At 74.4% G+C, this 19,519-nt stretch carries 16 protein-coding genes and 1 pseudogene; 8 read left to right on the top strand and 9 right to left on the bottom strand.

All coding sequences use genetic code 11. From position 1 onward, the window contains the following. Positions 1-1,460 (bottom strand): methylmalonyl-CoA mutase subunit beta (locus KS423_RS02265; RefSeq protein ID WP_224274224.1); only part of this gene is annotated, 1,460 nt, incomplete at its 3' end. A gap of 444 nt (positions 1,461-1,904) precedes the next feature. Between KS423_RS02265 and KS423_RS02260 the strand changes: the two genes are divergently transcribed. Next, positions 1,905-2,990: a C40 family peptidase gene (locus KS423_RS02260; protein ID WP_224274222.1), complete on the top strand. Its 1,086-nt coding sequence runs from the start codon at positions 1,905-1,907 to the stop codon at positions 2,988-2,990. A gap of 271 nt (positions 2,991-3,261) precedes the next feature. Here KS423_RS02260 and KS423_RS02255 read toward each other — a convergent pair whose 3' ends face one another. From KS423_RS02255 to KS423_RS02240, 4 genes are all read right to left on the bottom strand, one after another. Next, positions 3,262-4,161 (bottom strand): M56 family metallopeptidase, encoded by a 900-nt coding sequence (locus KS423_RS02255; protein WP_224274220.1) that lies wholly within the window; start codon positions 4,159-4,161, stop codon positions 3,262-3,264. Further along, positions 4,158-4,529 (bottom strand): BlaI/MecI/CopY family transcriptional regulator, encoded by a 372-nt coding sequence (locus KS423_RS02250; protein WP_224274219.1) that lies wholly within the window; start codon positions 4,527-4,529, stop codon positions 4,158-4,160. Before KS423_RS02250 ends, KS423_RS02255 begins: the two co-directional genes overlap by 4 nt. A 216-nt stretch (positions 4,530-4,745) precedes the next feature. Continuing rightward, a complete protein-coding gene (locus KS423_RS02245) occupies positions 4,746-7,487 on the bottom strand; it encodes an FtsX-like permease family protein (RefSeq protein ID WP_224274217.1) in 2,742 nt (913 codons plus the stop codon). Beyond that, entirely contained in the window at positions 7,484-8,284 is an 801-nt protein-coding gene (locus KS423_RS02240; protein ID WP_374119888.1) for an ABC transporter ATP-binding protein, read from the bottom strand. The genes KS423_RS02245 and KS423_RS02240 overlap by 4 nt, the downstream gene beginning before the upstream one ends. Before the next feature lie 414 nt (positions 8,285-8,698). Here KS423_RS02240 and KS423_RS48360 point away from each other — a divergent pair. The 3 genes and pseudogenes from KS423_RS48360 to KS423_RS02225 all read left to right on the top strand — a co-directional run. Then, a pseudogene (locus KS423_RS48360) lies at positions 8,699-8,843 on the top strand (MgtC/SapB family protein); the annotation flags it as partial. A gap of 201 nt (positions 8,844-9,044) precedes the next feature. Continuing rightward, positions 9,045-9,722: a YoaK family protein gene (locus tag KS423_RS02230; RefSeq protein WP_224274213.1), complete on the top strand. Its 678-nt coding sequence runs from the start codon at positions 9,045-9,047 to the stop codon at positions 9,720-9,722. Between the two features lie 159 nt (positions 9,723-9,881). After that, positions 9,882-10,316, top strand: a complete 435-nt coding sequence (locus KS423_RS02225; protein WP_224274206.1) for a hypothetical protein — start codon at positions 9,882-9,884, stop codon at positions 10,314-10,316. Between the two features lie 40 nt (positions 10,317-10,356). Here the strand turns inward: KS423_RS02225 and KS423_RS02220 are convergent, their stop codons facing one another. Next, complete coding sequence (locus KS423_RS02220) at positions 10,357-11,010, bottom strand: hypothetical protein (RefSeq protein ID WP_224274205.1); 654 nt, start codon at positions 11,008-11,010, stop codon at positions 10,357-10,359. Between the two features lie 406 nt (positions 11,011-11,416). On the opposite strand from KS423_RS02220, the gene KS423_RS02215 reads away from it, so the two are divergent. Genes KS423_RS02215 through KS423_RS02205 form a run of 3 tightly spaced genes read left to right on the top strand, consistent with a single transcriptional unit; the run spans position 11,417 to position 14,855 of the window. Beyond that, positions 11,417-11,941 carry a PadR family transcriptional regulator gene (locus KS423_RS02215; protein WP_224274203.1) on the top strand — a complete coding sequence of 175 codons (525 nt, stop codon included), beginning with the start codon at positions 11,417-11,419 and terminating at the stop codon, positions 11,939-11,941. Then, a complete protein-coding gene (locus KS423_RS02210; protein WP_224274202.1) occupies positions 11,938-12,624 on the top strand; it encodes an ABC transporter ATP-binding protein in 687 nt (228 codons plus the stop codon). The genes KS423_RS02215 and KS423_RS02210 overlap by 4 nt, the downstream gene beginning before the upstream one ends. Next, positions 12,621-14,855 (top strand): FtsX-like permease family protein, encoded by a 2,235-nt coding sequence (locus tag KS423_RS02205; RefSeq protein WP_224274200.1) that lies wholly within the window; start codon positions 12,621-12,623, stop codon positions 14,853-14,855. The genes KS423_RS02210 and KS423_RS02205 overlap by 4 nt, the downstream gene beginning before the upstream one ends. Positions 14,856-14,919: 64 nt before the next feature. Here KS423_RS02205 and KS423_RS02200 read toward each other — a convergent pair whose 3' ends face one another. Both KS423_RS02200 and KS423_RS02195 read right to left on the bottom strand, forming a co-directional pair. Then, on the bottom strand, positions 14,920-15,381 hold the full coding sequence (locus KS423_RS02200; protein WP_224274198.1) for an NUDIX hydrolase: 462 nt from the start codon (positions 15,379-15,381) through the stop codon (positions 14,920-14,922). A 21-nt stretch (positions 15,382-15,402) separates the two neighbouring features. Beyond that, positions 15,403-16,905, bottom strand: coding sequence for an SDR family NAD(P)-dependent oxidoreductase (locus tag KS423_RS02195; protein WP_374119889.1), 1,503 nt, complete (start codon positions 16,903-16,905; stop codon positions 15,403-15,405). Positions 16,906-17,220: 315 nt separating this feature from the next. Between KS423_RS02195 and KS423_RS02190 the strand changes: the two genes are divergently transcribed. Beyond that, complete coding sequence (locus KS423_RS02190) at positions 17,221-18,660, top strand: GuaB1 family IMP dehydrogenase-related protein (protein ID WP_224274197.1); 1,440 nt, start codon at positions 17,221-17,223, stop codon at positions 18,658-18,660. Here KS423_RS02190 and KS423_RS02185 read toward each other — a convergent pair. Next, on the bottom strand, positions 18,621-19,454 hold the full coding sequence (locus KS423_RS02185) for a DUF5995 family protein (RefSeq protein ID WP_308020120.1): 834 nt from the start codon (positions 19,452-19,454) through the stop codon (positions 18,621-18,623). The genes KS423_RS02190 and KS423_RS02185 overlap by 40 nt on opposite strands. Between the last annotated feature and the right edge of the window lie 65 nt (positions 19,455-19,519).

The following is a 19,519-nucleotide window of genomic DNA, read 5'->3' as shown; positions in this document are numbered from 1 at the left end:
AGCGCCTCGTAGGCCTCGGCGCGGCGCACCTGCGGCAGCCCGCCGCCGGGGCCGGCCGGGGCCGGCTCGCGGACCAGCGGCTGCTCGTCCAGGTGCGGGAACTCGCTGACGCCGGTGACCGGTTCGCGCCGCTTGGCGAGCCGCACCGAGCGCTCCGCCCAGGTCGCGGCGATCCGCTCCTCGACGAGACCGGACGCCAGGGCGGCCTGCTGCCCGCCGGCCCGCTCGATCTCCTGGAACCAGGCCCAGGCCGCCCGCGCCAGCTCCTCGCTCAGCTGCTCGACGTACCAGGAGCCGCCGGCCGGGTCGATCACCCGGGCCAGGTGGGACTCCTCCAGCAGGATCGCCTGGGTGTTGCGGGCGATCCGGCGGGCGAAGGCGTCCGGCAGGCCGAGCGCGCTGTCGAAGGGCAGCACCGTGACGGCGTCGGCGCCGCCGACTCCGGCGGCCAGGCAGGCGACCGTGGTGCGCAGCATGTTCACCCACGGGTCGCGGGCGGTCATCATCACCCGGGAGGTGACGGCGTGCTGGCGCTGCGCCGAGGCGGCCGCGCCGGCCCCCGAAACCTCGGCGACCCGGGCCCAGAGGCGGCGCGCGGCACGGAACTTGGCGATGGTGAGGAACTGGTCGGCGTCCGCGGCGTAGCGGAACTCCAGCTGGCCGAGCGCGTCGTCCACCGGGAGCCCGGCGGCGGTGAGGGCGCGCAGGTAGGCGACGCCGGTGGCCAGCGAGCAGCCCAGCTCCTGGGCGGGGGAGGCGCCGGCCTCGTGGTACGGCAGGGCGTCCACGGTGAGCGCCCGCAGGCCCGGGTACCCGGCGGCGCAGCGGGCGGCCAGCGTGGTGGCCTCGGCGAGCAGTGCCTCGGTGCGGGTGCTCTCGCCGGTTCGGGCCTGGAGGCCCAGCGGGTCGGCGCCGAGGTTGCCGGCGGCGGCGCCGGGGGAGACCTCGCGCTCCTCGTAGAGCTTGAACAACTGCTCGGCGGCATCGGTGAATTCGGGTCCGGCGTCGAGCGCCAGGGCGGCGAGGTCCAGGTACACCCCGGCCAGCGCCTCGGGCAGGGCCTCCACCGGCAGGCCCGCGCCGCCCAGTTCCAGCCACAGCGAGCTCACGCCGTGCTCCAGGTCGGCCAGCACGGCCTCGTTGGTGCGACGGCGGTCCGGGTCGGCATGCCGCTGGCGGACGTCCCACCCGGCCACGGCGGAGCCCTGCGGCCGGCCGCCGCGCACGAACGGCGGGAAGCCCGGGTAGCCCGGGTCCGCGGCGGTGTCCTCGGCGGTGTACAGCGGGCGGGCGCTCAGCCCGTCCTGGAGCCGGGTGGTGAGCGCCTGCTCGGCGGCGGGGCCGTCCTCGGGCTGGGCACCGGACTTGCGCAGCACACCCTGGACGAGCTGCTGCCACTGCTCACGGTGCACGGCCGGGAACTCGGCGGCGAGGGGGAGCCTTTCGGGCGGGACCTTCATGTGCGCAGGTTAGCGCTCGTTCGCAGGGCCGCAGGAGGGGGATCCCGTGTGACCTTTCCCTCGATTCGGCCGATTTCGAGCACTGCCCGGGAGGGGGAGTGCCACGGGCGTCGGGGTGGTGACACCCGGGGCCGGAGGAGGTGTCGTGACGGGTGGTCTGCGGGGCCGAGCGGGTGCGTCCCCGCCGTCGGCGGCGGTGGGCGGCGTCCGATCAACGCCGATGGCGCGGAACGCGATCGATGTCCCGTCATGCTGCCAAAACGTCATGATCAGGGGGATTGCGGAACCCGGCCCCTCATCTATTAAGTTACTTCGAAGAAGGTGGGCGGGGCAGCACCCCCCCGTTGCTCGCCCTGCCCGCCTTCGCCGTCCCCGGCCCCGGCCGAGCCGTCCCCCGGCTCGGTCCGGACCGTCCCCAGATTCCCCCGAAGGAGAGCGACCGCCATGGGAAAGCGTCGCAAGCCCAGCCCCCCGAGCCGGGCCCGCATGGCAGTCCTCACCACGGCCATGGCGGCCGGCGGCGCGGTCCTCGCCTCCGGCACCGCCCACGCCGAGCCCGCCCCGAGCCTCGCCTCCGTCAAGGAACAGGTCGACCAGCTCAACGAGGACGCCGAGCAGGCGATCGAGAAGTACAACGGCTTCCAGGCGAAGCAGCAGAAGCTCCAGGGCGAGGCCAACCAGATCCAGGAGAAGGTCGCCCGCGGCCAGGAGGCGATGAACGAACTGCGGACCCGGCTCGGCGCGGTCGCCGCCGACCAGTACCGCACCAACGGCATAGACCCGTCGGTCCAGCTGATGCTCGACTCCGACCCGTCCGCCTACCTGGAGCGCGCCGCGGTGCAGAACCAGGTCTCCGACTCCCAGGCGAGCCTGCTCAAGCAGGCCCAGGACGAGCAGCGCAAGCTGGACCAGGACCGCGCCGAGGCCACCGCCACCCTGGCCGCGCTCGACTCGGTGGGCACGCAGCTGGCGGAGCAGAAGAAGGACATCCAGACCAAGCTGGCCCAGGCGCAGGAGATGCTGAACAAGCTCAGCGCCGAGGACCGGGCCAAGATCAACGCCCAGCAGAACGCCGAGAAGGCCAAGGCCGAGGCCCAGCAGGCCGCCGCCGCGGCCGCCAAGGACCGCGCCTCCCGCGGCGCCGAGCGCCCGGACATGAACGCCCCGGTGCCGTCGGCGAGTGGCCGGGCCGGCACCATCATCGCGTTCGCCCAGGCACAGCTCGGCAAGCCGTACGGCTGGGGCAAGAACGGTCCCGCCAGCTTCGACTGCTCCGGCCTCACCAGCCAGGCCTACCGCGCCGCGGGCGTCACGATCTCCCGGACGTCCGAGGCGCAGTGGAAGGACGGCCCGCACGTCGACCGCGCCAACCTCCAGCCCGGCGACCTGGTCTTCTTCTACGACGACCTGCACCACGTCGGCCTGTACATCGGCGACGGCAAGATGATCCACGCCCCGCGCACGGGCAAGAACATCGAGGTCCTACCGATCTCCGCGATGCCCTACATGGGCGCCGTCCGGCCGGCCTGACCGCACGCCTCCGGTGGCCCGCTCCCGCTTCGGCGGGGGCGGGCCACCGTCGTTGTGGAGGCGTCGGCTCAGGCTCGCCTTGAGAATCCCGCCTGTGCGGGCCTGCGCGAGACCGCCGGAGCGTACCTGCGGCACCGGTGGCAACGCCGGCCCGGGCGCGCGGGTTCAACCGCGCGGGTCAAAGTCCCGGCAAATCTCACGGACCCCCACCCCCGACCCCCCCACCCGGGGCCCGTCGGCACCCCCACGCCCACGGGCCCACAGGGGTGTCTCAGGGGTGCGGCGCGCAGACCAGCAGGTACGGGAGCAGCGGCAGCACCGACACCCCGAGCCGCCAGGTCAGTCGGCGGCGTCCGCTCCCCGGCCGGGCCAGCCGCCGCACCCGGGCGAGCACCCCGGTGGACGTCGCACCCAGCGTGGCGCCGTCCGCCGAGGCTTCCCGGACAGGAGCGCCGCCGGTCGCCAACGCGCAGAGCGCGGAGGCCAGTTCATCCCGTGAGACCCGCTCCAGCGCCGCGTCGTCGGCCGCCATCTCCAGCAGCAGCGCCACCTCGGAGCGCCCCAGCCGGGCCAGCGGCAGTGGCCCGAGGAGCAGCGCGAAGGTGTCGGCCGGCAGCCGGAACAGATGGTGTCGGCCGCGGATGTGTCCGTGCTCGTGCGCCACGGCCGCCGTGAGCTGCCGCTCGTCCAGGAGCCGCAGGGCCCCGCGCGACAGCACCACCCGGGAACGGCGACCGGGCAGGCAGTAGACGGTCGGACGGGCGTGCTCCAGCACCAGGGCGCCCCAGCGCCGGTCCGGTACGGCGATCACGTCCAGCACCGCCCGGTGCCGCCGCCGGGCGCGTCCGGTGCGCAGGCCGACGGCCGTCACCAGGGTGGCCGACAGGGCTCCGCCGGCGGTGAGCAGCCACCAGTCGTGGGTGTGCGGCAGCACCGGCTCCGCCGGTTCGGCGTGCGGGAGCAGGCCGAGCAGCCCGGCCGGCGGGTGGGCGAAGGGTTCCAGCGCGTGGTGCGCGGTGAGCAGCAGGGCCACGGTGAACGAGGCCATCAGCGCGAGCCAGAGCGCCGCGCCCGCCGCCGGACGGGCCTGGAGCCGGGCGGAGCCGGCCAGCCGCCGGGGCAGCAGGACGCCGGTCACCGCAAGGTGGAAGCAGAGCAGCGCGAGCGTCACTCAGGGCCCCGGGACTTCACCTGTTCGAGCGCGGCGAGCAGGGCCGAGGCCTCGTCCCCGCTGATCCGGTCGACGAAGTGGAGCAGCGCGCCCGCCCGGTCGGGGGTGGTCTCCAGCGCCTGGTGCATCAGCTGGGCGGTGTACTCCTCGCGGGTGCAGGTCGGCTCGTACACCCAGGCGCGGCCGACCTTGTCGCGGCGCAGCCAGCCCTTGGTGTGCAGGATGTCCGCGACCGTGGTGACGGTGGTGTACGCGACCGCCCGCTCCTGCTGGAGGTCGTCCACCACCTCGCGCACCGTGGCGGGCCGGCCCCAGGACCAGAACCGGTCCATGATCTCGGCCTCGAGATCGCCGAACCCCCGTAGCACCGCCCTCTGCTCCCTCGCCGAGCCGACCACCGGCGCCCTTCGCCGGCCGGAACGCGGCCCATGCTACGGCGAGCGCCGGGCGCCCGCCCCCGGACGAAGGGGGCGGACGCCCGGCGCGGCCCGGGTGGTGCCCGGGTGGTGCCCAGGTGGTGTCCAAGCGGTGTCAGCCGGTGGTCGGCGAGTGTCCGAGCCGTGTCCCAGGCCGACCGTGAGCACTCAGGACAGCCGCCGCCCGAGCGGGATGCGGGACCGGGTGAACAGCGCCGCGAGCAGCCCCGCGACCACCGGCAGCACCAGCACGACCAGCAGCAGCTCGCCCCAGGGCGCGGTGACCAGCGCCGGCTTGGCCCCGAATCCGCTCGCCCGGGACTTCAGCAGCCCCACCGCCGGCACGAACCCGTTGACCGCCCCGAGCAGCGCGCCCAGCAGGGCGATCAGCGTGCACTGGAGGCCCGCCATGCTCCGCCGGATCCGCGGCGGCGCGCCGACCGCGGCCAGGGTGGCCTGGTCCTGCCGGGAGTCGGCGGCCGCCAGGCCGGTGGCGATCCCGGCCGCGCCGAGCACGACCAGCCCGGCGAAGCCGGTGAGGGCCAGGGTGAGCGCGTCGCTCTTCGGCTGGTACCCCCGCTCCACCTCCAGCCTGGCGAAACGGTCCAGTTGGACGGTGGCCGCCTCGGCGCGCTGCTGCGCCTTGCGGTCGGGCGGGGTGGCGGGCAGCCAGACCGAGCCGGTCGGCTGGGAGGAGAGCCCGAGCCCGGGCAGGGCGGAGGGCAGTACCAGGCCCTGGGCGAAGCCGGCGGCGGCCGGGTTGTCCACCAGCACCGCGTCGACCGGGACCTCCTGAAGGTCGGGCTTGGGCACCTCGCCCGGCTGCACCGGGGCGCCGCCGCCACCGCGCAGCATCATCACGGCCTTGCCGTCGGCGCCCACCAGGGCCCGGTCGAAGACCAGCAGTTTGCCGGTGGCCAGCGCCTGTTCGGCGGCCGGATCATGGACGGCGAACAGGTTGTGCAGCACGTTCGCGTCACCAGTGGCCAGGTGCGGCGGGGCGCCGAGGCCGCGCCGCTCCACCGGGCCCTTGAGCTGGACGGTGCTGGAGCAGTTCTCGCAGAAGCGGTACAGCACCTCGCCGAGGTCGCCGCGCGGGCCGAGCCCGGTCAGCTGCTTCTCCAAGGAGGCGCGCTCCTCGTCGAGCCGGGGGCCGTCGACGTAGGTGATGAGCTGGACGGCGCCGTACGGGGCCTGGGGCCGGTAGTCGCGCCGGTTCTCGGCGTCGGTGCTGGCGGTGTAGACGCCGATGGCGACGGCACCGGCCACCGCGGCCATCACCGCGGCCACCGCCGGAGCGGTGCGCGAGCGGTGCCGGGCGGAGTCCCGCAGCGCGAGCCGGGGCCCGAGCGGCAGCCGGCCGGCGGCCCGGCCGATCAGCGCGACCAGCATCGGGGTGCACAGCAGCAGGCCGAGCTCGGCGGTCACCGAACCGCCGAGCACGGTGAGCGTACGGGTGTCGTAGCCGCCCACGCCCGGCTGGTCGCGCTGGATCGCGCCCGCTCCGTACATCGCGAGCACGGCGCCGAGGGCGACCAGTACCGCGCCGCACACGGTGACCCAGCGGCTGGGCCCGCGGACGGTGTCCCGGCCGGTAAGCCCGGCGGTGACACTGCGGCGGGCGGCCTGAAGCGCCGGCAGCGCGGCCGCGAGCAGCGCGGTGGCCAGGCCGATCCCGGCGATCGCGATCAGGTCCAGCGGCGGCACGGCGAAGTGACCGAAGCGCACGCCGCCGATCTGCTCGATCCACGGCCGCAGCAGGGCGACAACCACGGTGCCGAGCACCACGCCGACCACCGCCCCGGTCGCGCCGAGGACCACGCCGCCGCCGAGCACCACCGCACCGACGTGGGTCCGGCTGCCGCCGGCCGCGCCGAGCAGGGCGAGTTGGCGGCGCGAGCGGCGGGCGCCGACCGCGAAGGCGGGCCCGGCGAGCAGGGCGACCTCCAGCAGCGCCATGCCGGTGACCGTGGCGACGACCACTCTGGTGTTGTCGGCGCCCGTCGGACCGCTGTAGCGGTACGAGTCGCGGTAGTAGGGGACGGCCCGCTCCGGCGGCGGGGCGAGCGCCACCGAGCGTGCGGTCAGCGTGTAGCCGTGGGCGTTGAACCGCTGGACCGTGGCCCAGTCGAGGGTGGCGCCGGACGGCAGCCGGACCAGCCAAGCGGACCGGGTGGCCGAGGGCTTCTCCGCGGCGGGCCCGCCGACGGCCGTCGCGCTGCTCAGCGGGTCGATCAACTCGCCCGGCCGGGAGATGAGTTCGACTCGGCCCAGCTCACTCGGGTGCTCGACCACGCCGGTGATGGTGTAGGTGGTGCGCTCCAGGCCCTGGACGGTGGTGGTGGCGCCGGGCTTCAGCCCGGAGCGGCCCAGGAAGGCCCGGGTGACGGCCACTTCGTGCGGGGCGCTCGGGGCGCGGCCCTCGACCAGGTCGAGCCGGCCGCGCCAGATCGGGTCACCGAGGTCGGCCTCGGTGGTGAGGGTGCGGACCAGGCCCTCGGGCGAGGTCGCGCCGGTCTCCGGCCCGGGCCGGGCCGGGGTGAGCGCGCTTCCGGGCGGCAGCAGCGAACCGATCAGGGCGGTCGGGTCGGTGCTCGCCCCCTTCTGCTGTTCAGGTGTCGGCTGTTCCCCAGGGCGGGGCGGGACGGAGAAGACGCCGTCCTCGGCGATCGGGGCCTGCTCGACCAGCCGGCCCGGGTCGAGCGACGTGACCAGGGCGTCCGCGCCGCCCACCACCCGCTCGACCCGTTCGGCCGGGGTCAGCTGCCCGCTGCGGTGGACCACGTCGGCGCCGGTGACGCCGAGGACGGGCAGCGCGATCATGGCGGCGATCAGCGCGCTGCGGCCCTTGGCGCGCAGTGCGTCGCGGCGGGCGATGCGCAGGGCGACCCGCCAGGCTCCGATCCTCACGGCGCCACCTCGCCGACCGCGCCGGACCGGTGCACCGCCGCGAGGCGGGCGGAGGAGCGTCGACCGGGGGTCTCCGAGGCGATCGCGCCGTCCCGCAGGTGGACCACGCGGTCCGCCCAACTGGCGTGGGCCGCCTCGTGGGTGACCATCATCGCGGCCGCGCCGGCGTCGCAGCGGGCGCGCAGCACGGCGAGCACCGCCTCGCCGGTGGTGGAGTCGAGGGCGCCGGTGGGTTCGTCGGCGAGCACCAGCCGGCGCTCGCCGATCAGCGCCCGGGCGATCGCGACCCGCTGCTGCTGGCCGCCGGACATGTCGTCGGGGAAGCGGTCGGCGAGCTCGCCGATGCCCAGCTCCTCCAGCGCGGCCAGCGCCTCCCGACGGGCCCGGCGTCCCGGGACGCCGTCCAGTTCGCGCGGCAGGGCGATGTTCTCGGCGGCGGTGAGGGCCGGGATCAGGTTGTAGTCCTGGAAGACGTACCCGATCGAGCGCCGCCGCAGGTCGGCGAGCCTGCCGCGGCCGAGGCCGCCGAGCGCGACCCCCTCCACCAGCACCTCGCCGTCGGTGGGCTGGTCCAGCCCTCCGGCCAGGGTCAGCAGGGTGGACTTCCCGGAGCCGGACGGGCCCATGACGGCGACGAACTCGCCGGGGTGGACGGCCAGGTCGATGCCGCGCAGGGCGTGCACCTCGGCGGCGCCCCGCCCGTGCACGCGGGTGACGTCGGCCAGGCGCAGGACGGGCGCGGGCCGGGTCGGATCGGTGTGGGACACACTTCCCCCTCGTGAGCTTCTCAACTGCATATGTCGGTGAACTATATATGCCGGAGGACGTGGCGCAGGGCGGGGTGGTTCCCGGGTGGGAGTGATCGGATTCGGTCAAACTTCTACAAAGCTGTCGAGGGTGCGGATGGAAACCCGACCCGGGTCGTTCGGGGTCGGTCTATGCTCGGGAAGGTTCACGGCTCCGGGCCGCCGGCGCCCGGCCATGGCGCGAGACGCGTCGCCCGACGCGCGGTCAGGTGCGCGTGCGCCGGCCCGCAGGGCTGGTGCGGCCGCCCTGCGCGCCTACCCGCCGGGCGCGACGGCGGTGGTCATCATCGAGGTCGTCCCGATCGCGCGCCGAACCACTGACCATGTGTCACCGCCCGTACGGACGGGCGGTGTGCGGTGGCTCGCCACCCGTCCGTACCCTCCTCCCGTGAAGGAGGTGCCGTCGTGCACACCCTGACCACCGCCGACTTCCTCGCCCGGACCGCCACCGGTGTCGCCTGCGGCGCGCTGATCGGCGTCGATCGCCAGTGGCGGTCCGGGACGGCCGGCCTGCGCACCAACGTCCTGGTCGCCGCCGGCGCCACCCTGGTCGTGCCGTACGGCGAGGCCGTCGGCGACGTCGGCGGCGAACAGGTCGTCACCCGGCTGTCGTCGGAGCCCGGCGTACGCGATCTGCACCGGCACCTGGACGACGAGCCGGAGGAGCCGGGGAGCCCGGCGCTCGCCTGAGGGAGTGGAACGGAAGGCCCGCCACCACCCGAAACCGTCACCCGAACCGTCTGGAGGCCCGATGCCGACCCCCGAACCCGAGCACGGGCTGCTGGTGTCGATGCTGCTGGTGCTGACCGTGGTCACCGGAGTGGTGGACGCGGTCAGCTACCTGGAACTCGGCCACGTCTTCGTCGCCAACATGACCGGCAACGTGGTGTTCCTCGGCTTCGCCCTGGCCGGCGCGGCCAACCTCTCCGCCACCGCCTCGCTGGCCGCTCTCGCCGCCTTCGTGCTCGGCGCCCTGGCCGGTGGCCACCTCGCCCGCCGGCTGCCCGGCCACCGCGGGCACCTGCTGACCGCCGCCGTCGCCGTCCAGTCGGTGCTGGTCGCGGCGGCCACCGTGCTGGCGGCCGTGGCCGGCCACACCTCCGACCCGGCCCGCTACACCCTGATCGGGCTGCTCGGCTTCGCCATGGGCGGTCAGAACGCGGTGGTCCGTGCCCTGAAGGTGCCCGACCTCACCACCACCGTGCTCACCATGACCATCACGGCCCTCGCCGCCGACCGCGCCGGCCCCCGCCGCCTCGCCTCCGCGGTCTGGATGTTCGCCGGAGCCCTGTTCGGCGCCCTCCTCGTCCTCCGTGTTGACGTTCCGGTCGCGCTCGCCCTTGCCTTCGCCCTCCTTCTCGCCGTCGCCGCCCTCACCCACCACGCCGCCAGACGTACCCCCACCCCGGCCTGGACCCGCCCGCTCTGACCGGCCACGTCGGCCCCGGAGCCGACGCCCGCCCCTCCGCCCGTCGCCCGTCTCCGATCGGCCCGCGTCAGCGCTGGGCCCAGCCACGGTCCTGCCGGTGCGCTACCGTCCCGGCAGGTCCGCGGCCTGCGGATCGTCGTGAAAGGACAAGTGAGTTGAATGGGCGCCAGCGCCTGGTCGTACGCGGTTCCCTACCGGGAGGATCTCCAGGCCGCCCTGGATGCGCTGAGGGAGAAAGTCCTCACGGAGCACGAGTACTACCGGGAGGAGGGGATCGAATCGCTCGCGGAGCTCATGGACTCCGGTCATCTGGAGGAGGAGGGCGCGCACTCCGTGCTCGACGTGGTCACCGTGGTCCACTGCGCCGTCGACGAGGAGGACCACGGCGACGTCCGGGTGGTGGAGGGGGCCGAGGTCGCGGAGCTGTTCGGTACCGACCGGCCTTCGCTGGACACCGTCCGCGCCGCGGAGGAACAGGGCGGGGGCGACATCGACTTCCCGCCCTCCTTCCGGGGCTCGGGATGTTGCACGATCACCTACGGACCGGACGGCGCTCCTGACGGCCTGTACTTCTGGGGCACCACCGGCGACTGACGGGATGCCGGGTCGGCGCCGGGCTCCCGCCTCGGCCCGGTCAGTCCTCCCGGCGGTGGCCGGCGCGGCCGCTCCAGAGGGGTTCGAGGCGGGCCCAGTCGGAGGTCCAGGCGGCTTCGGCGCGACGGTCGAGGGTGTGGAGGCGCACGCGGAGGGCGAGGGCGAGCAGGGCCAGCAGGGTGAGGAGGGCGCCCGCGCCGGTGCAGGCGGCGGAGACGGCGAGGGCCGCGCGGTCGGCCGGGGGATCGGAGACGGCGCCGGCCGGGTCGACCCAGACGGGGACGCGGCTGCCGACGACGGCCGAATGCGGGGCCTGGACGGTGCCGAGGTGCTGGGTGCCGTCCGGGGCGGTCCAGGCGGCGTCGACGTCGACGCGGTCGCTGTAGCCGCCGGCGAAGCGGCTGCCGGCGGCGGTGCGGTCCGGGACGTTGCGGACCACCGCGTCGACCTGGCGCAGCCGGGCGCGGTCGGCGTCGGCCCGGGGCGCGGTGGAGCGGTAGAGGAGCAGGCTGCCGCCCACGGACAGGGCGAGGGCGAGCACCACGCCGAGCACGGCGGACAGCCAGGCGCGGGCCCGGGATCGGTCGAGGGGGCGGACGAGCGGCTCGTGCCGGGCACCGAGGGCCCGCCGCAGCCGCCGGCCGGTGCGCCGCGGGAGCGACGCGGGCCTGGCCGGACGGGGTGTGCTGGACACGGTGAGTGCTCCTCAGGGGCGCGGGGACGCGGGGAGGTTCCGCCCCCAATGTCCACCAGGCGGCCCACCGCGCACAAGAGTCGTGCGCGTCCGTAGGACCGCCAGGGCCGCTCGGCCCCGCGGGCGGGACGTTCGGCCCCTCGGCGGTCGCCGCCCGGTCCGGCAGGCTGGGAACCGGCGGCGTCCTCCCGGTGCTTGGGCGCGGCCGTGGCCCGGTTCGACCGTGGGGGCGCCGGGCCGAGGTGCGGAGCAGGGGGTGGTCGTGGGGTCACCCCCTGCCTGTGCCGTGTCCGGCTCCTGCCCGTTCTCCGCCCCTGCTCTGCCGGGAAGCTGACGTTGCCCCAGCTCGGGGCCGTATTCTGCCCAGATATACACTCGGAGTATACGCCGGGTGTATGTTTCTCTCATGAGTGTTCCTTTGACCCTGCTGGGGCTGCTGGAGCGTGAGCCGAGCCACGGCTACGACCTCAAGCGCGACTACGACGCCCTCTTCGGCCGCGGCAAACCCCTTCCGTACGGCCAGGTCTACGCGACCCTCGGGCGGCTGGCCCGTGACGGCAAGGTGGTGGCCGGCGAGGCGGAGCCCGGCGACGGGCCCGAGCGCAAGCGGTACGTCATCACCGAGACCGGGGCGACCGAGTTCGAGACCTGGCTCCAGGAGCCGGTCGCGCCCGAGCCCAACCTCCAGTCAGTGCTGTTCACCAAGGTGGTGCTGGCCCTGATGCTGGGCCGCGACGCCGAGCACTACCTGGACACCCAGCGCGCCGCCCACCTGCGCCGGATGCGTGAACTCACCGAACTGCGCCGCACCGGCGCCCTGGTGGACGCCCTTCTCGCCGACCACGGCCTGTTCCACCTGGAGGCCGACCTGCGCTGGATCGACCTCACCGCCGCCCGGCTGGACGCGCTCGCCGCGGAGGTGAAGGCGTGACTGCGATCATCGAGGCCCGCGACGTCGCCCTCGCCTTCGGCGAGACCCCCGCCCTGCGCGGGGCCGACCTGTCCGTGCAGGCAGGTGAGGTGCTCGCCATCATGGGCCCCAGCGGCTCGGGCAAGTCGACGTTACTGCACTGCCTGGCCGGCATCCTGGTGCCCGACGCGGGGGAGGTGCTGTTCAACGGGCAGCGCCTGGACACCATGCCGGAGGCCCGGCGCAGCGCCCTGCGCCGGGACCAGTTCGGCTTCGTCTTCCAGTTCGGCCAGCTGGTGCCGGAGTTGACGGCCGAGGAGAACGTCGCCCTGCCGCTGCTGCTGAACGGCGTACGTCGTGCCGCCGCGCTGGCCGAGGCCCGTCCGTGGTTCGCCCGGCTCGGCCTGGACGGCCTGGAGCGACGCCGCTCCGGCGAGCTGTCGGGCGGTCAGGCCCAGCGGGTCGCGCTGGCCCGCGGCCTGGTGGCCCGTCCGCAGGTGCTGTTCGCCGACGAGCCGACCGGCGCGCTGGACTCGCTGACCGGCGAGCAGGTGATGGAACTGATGGTCGCCTCGGCCAAGGAGCAGGGCACCACCGTCATCCTGGTCACCCACGAGGCCCGGGTCGCCGCGTACGCGGACCGCGAGGCGGTCGTCCGGGACGGCCGGGCCCGCACCCTCTCCGCCGGACCGGTGGCCTCGTGATCCCCTTCTCGCTCCGGCTGGCCGTCAGAGGCGGCCGGGAGGCGGTGGCCCGGCTGCTGATGATCGCGGCGGCGGTCGCGATCGGGGTCGGGCTGCTGCTGTCGAGCCTCGCCAGCCTCAACGCGGTCGAGCACTCCAACGGGCGGCTGCTCTGGATGAACACCGGCGCCAAGGGGTGGACCGGAACGGCCCAGGCGGACCCGCTCTGGTGGTACGGCCACGACCACTACTACCAGGGCAAGCGGATCGTCGAGTTCGACGTCGCCCCGGCCGGTCCCACCTCGCCGCTCCCGCCGGGCCTGAGCAGGCTACCGGCCCCCGGCGAGTACTACACCTCGCCCGCCCTGGCGGAACTGCTGCGCAAGACCCCGGCCGTCGAACTGGGCGACCGCTTCCCGGGCCGGCCGGCCGGCACCATCGGGCCCGAGGGGCTGGCCTCCCCGGACGCGCTGGCCATGGTGGCCGGCCGCACCGTGGACGAGCTCGAAACCGTGCCGGAGGCCAGGCCGGTCACCGCGATCGCGACCGCGATGCCGGCGGTCTGCGAGGCCGACTGCTTCGGCTTCGGCATCCACGGCGACGCCCTGACGCTCACCCTCAGCGTGGTGATCGGCGCGCTGATCTTCCCGGTGCTGATCTTCATCGGCACCGCGACCCGGCTGTCCGCCGCCACCCGGGAGCAGCGCTTCGCCGCGATGCGGCTGGTGGGGGCGACGCCGCGGCAGGTGTCGGTGATCTCGGCGGTCGAGTCCACGGTCGCCTCGGTGATCGGTACGGTCACGGGCTTCGGCGTCTACCTCGCGCTGCGCCCGGCGGTCGCCGACATGCGGCTCACCGGGGACCGGTTCTACCAGGCGGACCTGGGTCTGCACGTGGGTCAGGTGCTCGTGGTCGCGCTGGGCGTGCCGGTGGCGGCGGCACTGGCCGCGCGGTTCGCGCTGCGCCGGGTCACCATCTCTCCGCTCGGGGTCACCCGCCGGGTCACCCCGAAGCCGCCGCGGGCCCGGCGGCTGGCCCCGCTGCTGCTCGGCCTCGCCGAGCTCGGCTACTTCGTCGACAACCGTCCGCCGACCTCCAACGGGCAGGCCGCCGCGTACCTCACCGGGTTCCTGCTGGTGATGCTCGGCCTGGTGATCGTCGGGCCCTGGCTGACCATGACGGCGGCCCGGGCGGTCGCCCTGCGCACCAGCCGTCCGGCCGCGCTGATCGCGGTGCGCCGGCTCGCGGACGACCCGAGGGCGGGCTTCCGCGCGGTGGCCGGCCTGGTGGTGGCCCTGTTCGTCACCAGCGCGACCATCGGCATCATCGGCACCATCAATGTCAACCGGGGAGCCCAGCTGAGCGGCGACCCGGAGGTCCGTAAGGCGCTCGTCCTCACCCCGCACCAGCTGCGCTCCGCGGAGACGCTCGGTGCCGTACCGGACGGCCTGGTCGCCTCCGCCCGGTCCGTCCCCGGCTTCCGGGGGCTGGCACAGGCGCACGACAACCCGGCCCGGATCGGCGCGGATCCGGACCAACCCCATCTGCCCACACCCGCGTTGGTGCTCTGCTCGGAGCTGGCGCAGGTGCCGGTGCTGGGCCGCTGCGCGCCCGGCGCGGCGGTGGCCGTCGTCGCCCTCGGCCAGTTCCTCGACCTCCAGGAGGGCACCGCACAGCAGTGGCCGACCGCGCCGCTCTCGGCCGCGGAGGCCGCCGCGCTCCCGGTCAAGCTGATGTACGCGACCACCGACGGCTCCTCGTCGGCCAAGGAGCAGCTGCGGACCCTGTTCGCCAAGACCTACCCGAGGTACGAGGCCCGGATGGCCGAGGACTGGGGCACCGAGGTCCAGAAGAAACTCCAGGGCTGGCGCCAGCTGGCGAACGTGGTCCTGCTGACCACCCTGCCGATCGCCGGGTGCAGCCTCGCGGTGAGCGTGGTGGCCGGGCTCTCGGACCGCCGCCGCCCGTTCGCGATGCTGCGGCTGACCGGGGCGCCGCTGCGGCTGCTCCAGCGGGTGATCGGACTGGAGAGCGCGCTGCCGCTGCTGGTGGTGTCGGCGATCGCGGTCGGGACGGGCTTCGCGGCGGCGGCGATGTTCCTCAAGTCGCAGATGCAGTACGACCTGGTGTCCCCGGGGGTGCTGTACTTCGGGCTGACGGCCTTCGGACTGGCCGCCTCGCTCGGGATCATCGCCTCGACGCTGCCGCTGCTGAAGCGGATCACCGGGCCGGAGGCGGCCCGCAACGGCTGATCCCCTCCGGCCCGGAGCCAGCCCCGTCGCCCGCCGTCAGCGGTCCGCCTTTCGCAGGCCGTCGTCAGCGGGCGACGGGGTAGCCGTGCGTCCCGTCCGCCCGCACCACGTTCAGCCCCGGCAGCCAGCTGCCGAGCACCAGCGCGGACGGGTAGAACATCGGCTCCGGCAGCGCGTCCACCGGGAAGCGCTCCCAGCCGGCGCAGGCGTGCGGCTCGGTGACCACGGCCTCGGCCAGGCTGGGCGGGGCCAGCACGGCGGCGGTCAGCCGGGGGCGGCCGAGCTCGTGGTCGAGGTGGACGGCGAGCACCCGCATCCCCTCGGCGGGCAGCACGATGCCGGTCTCCTCGGCGAGTTCGCGGGCCGCGGTCTGCTCGAAGGACTCGCCCGGGTCGACCTTGCCGCCGGGCAGGCTCCAGGTGGGCGGCTCGCCGGCGGTGATCCGGCGGCCGATCAGCACCCGGCCGTCCCCGGTGGGCACGACGATCCCGGCGCCGAGCAGTGGTGCGGTCGGTGCTGTGCTCAACTCGCCATCTCCTTCAGCTGGTTACCAGTTGGCGCGCTCGTAGTCCTTGAGGAAGCAGCCGTACAGGTCCTCGCCCGCCTCGCCGCGCACGATCGGGTCGTACACCCGGGCCGCGCCGTCGACCAGGTCGAGCGGGGCGTGGAAGCCCTCGTCGGCCAGGCGCATCTTGTCCGGGTGCGGACGCTCGTCGGTGATCCAGCCGGTGTCGACGGCCGTCATCAGGATGCCGTCGGACTGGAACATCTCCTGCGCGCTGGTGCGGGTGAGCATGTTCAGCGCGGCCTTGGCCATGTTGGTGTGGGGGTGCCCCGCACCCTTGTAGCCGCGCGAGAACACGCCCTCCATCGCGGAGACGTTGACCACGTACTTGCGGCGGGACGTGGAGGCGGCCATCGCCGGGCGCAGCCGGCTGATCAGGATGAACGGCGCGGTGGAGTTGCAGAGCTGGACCTCCAGCAGCTCCATCGGGCCGACCTCGCTGACGGTCTGCACCCAGCTGTTGGTGTCGGCGAGGTCGGGCACCAGGCCGCCCGCGTCGATCGCGGTGCCGGCCGCGATCCGGGCCGGGGTGGCGGAGCCGGTGACCAGGGCGAGCGAGGTGACGTCCTCCGCGGTGATCCGCCGCTCGTCGCCGCTCGCCTGGTGGGGGAGGGCGGGCAGGTCGACGCTGCCGCTGCCGAAGCGGCCGATCGTGGTGGCCTGCGGCAGCTCGCCGGCCGGCAGCGGCGCGGACTCGGCGTTCACCAGCTCGCGGTAGGACTCCGGCGGGCGGCGCACGGTCTGCGCGGCGTTGTTGATCAGGATGTCCAGCGGGCCGTCGGCGGCGACCTCGTCGGCCAGCGCCATCACCTGGGCCGGGTCGCGCAGGTCGATGCCGACGATCTTGAGGCGGTGGATCCACTCGGCGCTGTCCGGCATCGCCTTGAAGCGGCGGATCGCGTCGTTGGGGAAACGGGTGGTGATGGTGGTGTGGGCGCCGTCGCGCAGCAGCATCAGCGCGATGTACATCCCGATCTTGGCCCGGCCGCCGGTGAGCAGCGCGCGCTTGCCGGTGAGGTCGGCGCGGGCGTCCCGGCGGGCGCGGTTCTTGACGGCGCAGTCCTGGCAGAGGTTGTGGTAGAAGGCGTCGACCTCGACGTACCGCTGCTTGCAGGTGTAGCAGGAGCGCGGGCGCTCCAGGATGCCGGCGATCTCGGTGGTGGTGACGGTGGTCAGGCCGAAGGCGCCGGCCGTCTCGTCGTCGATCCGGGTGGGCGCGCCGGTGGCGGTGCGGGCGGTGACCGCACGGTCGTTGGCGGTCTTGCGGGCCCGGGTCTCCTGGCGGCGGCGCTGCTTGAGGGTGCGGAATATGCCACCGACGGCCTGGCGGACGGTGATCGCGTCCGGGTGGTCCACGTGCAGCTCGTCGAGCTCGGCGATCACCTCCAGGCAGAGCCTCAGCCGCTCGGGGTCGAGGCCGGGACCGTAGTCGACCTCCTCCTCGGTGTCCTCGATCCGGCCCTGCTCGATGTCCGTCTGCCCGATGCCCACGCCTGCTGTCGCTTTCCCGTTCGCCACGCCCACGCGTGAAGCCCTGCCCATTACCGCGTGAATGCTACGGGAGCGGTCCGGACCAGGGCGAAAGTCGGACGTCGGAAGGGGTCTTTGGATGATCCTCCATGTCTACGCGCGGAGCGCTGGTCACGGTTTGTGCACAGCCCCAGCAATGCCCCTCGAACTGGCATTTGCCCCCCGTCCTCACGGAGAATCGAACGCTGGGTGCCGGGCGCCCGAGTGCGCCCCGGCGGCATCGCCGCAACCGCACCCGAGGTGTATCCCCCAGCCAGAGAGCCCTTCTTCATGCGCTTCCTGAACGACCTCAAGCCCTCGTACGACCTGACGTACGACGACGTCTTCATGGTCCCCAGCCGTTCCGCCGTGGGCTCCCGGCAGGGCGTCGACCTCTCCTCGAACGACGGCACCGGCACCACCATCCCGCTGGTCGTGGCCAACATGACCGCCATCGCCGGCCGCCGGATGGCGGAGACCGTCGCCCGCCGCGGCGGCCTGGTCGCCATCCCGCAGGACATCCCCACCGAGGTCATCGCCGAGGTCGTCTCCTGGGTCAAGCAGCGCCACCTGGTCTTCGACACCCCGATCACGCTCGCTCCGGGCGCCACCGTGGCCGAGGCGCTCTCGCTGCTGCCCAAGCGCGCGCACGGCGCCCTCGTGGTGGTCGAGGACGGCAGGCCGGTCGGCGTGGTCACCGAGTCCGACTGCCAGGGCGTGGACCGTTTCACCAGCCTGGCCGACATCATGTCCCGCGAGCTGCTGGTGCTGGACGAGGACGTCGACCCGCGCGCCGCCTTCGACAAGCTCTCCGAGGCGCATCGCAAGCTCGCCCCGGTGGTCGACGCCGAGGGCCGACTGGTCGGCATCCTCACCCGCAAGGGCGCGCTGCGCGCCACCCTGTACACCCCGGCCGTGGACGCCGACGGCAAGCTGCGGATCGCCGCCACCGTGGGCATCAACGGCGACGTCGCGGGCAAGGCCGAGGCGCTGATCGACGCCGGGGCCGACGTGCTGGTGGTCGACACCGCGCACGGCCACCAGGAGTCCATGATCAAGGCGCTGCGCGCGGTGCGCGGCCTGGACCCGCGGATCCCGGTCGTGGCCGGCAACGTGGTCTCCGCCGCCGGCGTCCGCGACCTGGTCGAGGCGGGCGCCGACATCCTCAAGGTCGGCGTCGGACCGGGCGCCATGTGCACCACCCGGATGATGACCGGCGTGGGCCGCCCGCAGTTCTCCGCCGTCCTGGAGTGCGCCGCCGAGGCCCGCCGGCTCGGCAGGCACGTCTGGGCCGACGGCGGCGTGCGCCACCCGCGCGATGTCGCCATGGCGCTGGCCGCCGGTGCCTCCAACGTGATGATCGGCTCCTGGTTCGCCGGGACGTACGAGTCCCCGGGCGATCTGCAGACCGCCGCCGACGGCCGCCAGTACAAGGAGAGCTTCGGCATGGCCTCGGCCCGCGCGGTGAGCAACCGCACCGCCCAGGACTCCACCTACGACCGGGCCCGCAAGGCGCTGTTCGAGGAGGGCATCTCGCACTCCCGGATGTTCCTGGACCCGGCCCGCCCGGGCGTGGAGGACCTGATCGACTCGATCGTGGCCGGCGTGCGCAGCTCCTGCACCTATGCGGGCGCCAACACCCTGGAGGAGTTCCACGAGAAGGCGATCGTGGGCGTCCAGAGCGCGGCCGGCTACGCCGAGGGCAAGCCGCTGCACTCCAGCTGGGCCTGATCGCCCGCGCCCGTCCCGCCGTCCGGCCGGTTCCTCGCCTCGGGGAGCCGGCCGGCGGCCGTCGACGGCCCGTGGTGCAGCGTCTCGTGGTGCGGGCCGAGGGGGAGCAGCAGTGCGTGGCCGAGCAACCCGACCGAGCCGTCCAGCGCGGCGGCGAAGGCCTGCGCGGCGTCCGGCACCCGGCGCAGTTCCCACAGCGCCCGGACGGCAGACCAGGCCGCCTCGCGTGCGGCCTCCACCGACCAGGCGCCGAGCAGGTGGGCGAGCGGCTCGACCCGCGCCGGCAGGTCGGGCTCGGGCAGCAGCTGCTTCCGGACGGCGGCCTCCACCTCCGTCAGCACGTCGTTGATCCGGTGGTAGTCGTCCTCGACGTCGTCCGGCTCGCGCCCGAGCCGGTGGCAGGTGTCGACGACGGCCAGCGGCAGGTCGTGCTGGATGTGGGCGTTCATCCCGGCCAGCGCGAACTGGAGCGGGTGCACACCTGGGTGGGCGCGCAGCGCGAACAGCGGCCGCCAGCAGGCGGGCGGCTCCTGCCCGGCCGCGTCGGCGGCCACGGTCAGCAGGTACCGCCCGGCGAACACCACGTCCAGCTCGGCCACCGCCGCCGGATCGGCGAAGTACGGGCCGCCGAGGCGTTTCCGGACGGCCTGCGTGACGGTGAGGTAGGCGCGGTTGAACACCGCCACCCCGTCGTCCGGCGGCAGGTCCGCCTCGATCTCCCGCAGCCGGCCGACCACGCCGTCGACCGTGACCACCGGACTGTCCGCCGTGCCGTCCGCCGCCGCACCGGGCATGGGCCGCCCTCCGATGCCGATCGTGCACTGATCGCATCAGCGTGGCAGTGCCGTCGGCGGCCCGG

The organism is Streptomyces sp. LS1784 (genome assembly GCF_020103755.1).
Classification (GTDB): domain Bacteria; phylum Actinomycetota; class Actinomycetes; order Streptomycetales; family Streptomycetaceae; genus Kitasatospora.
The sequence above is the reverse complement of the archived record's forward strand: the minus strand, read 5'-3'. Positions and strand labels throughout refer to the sequence as shown.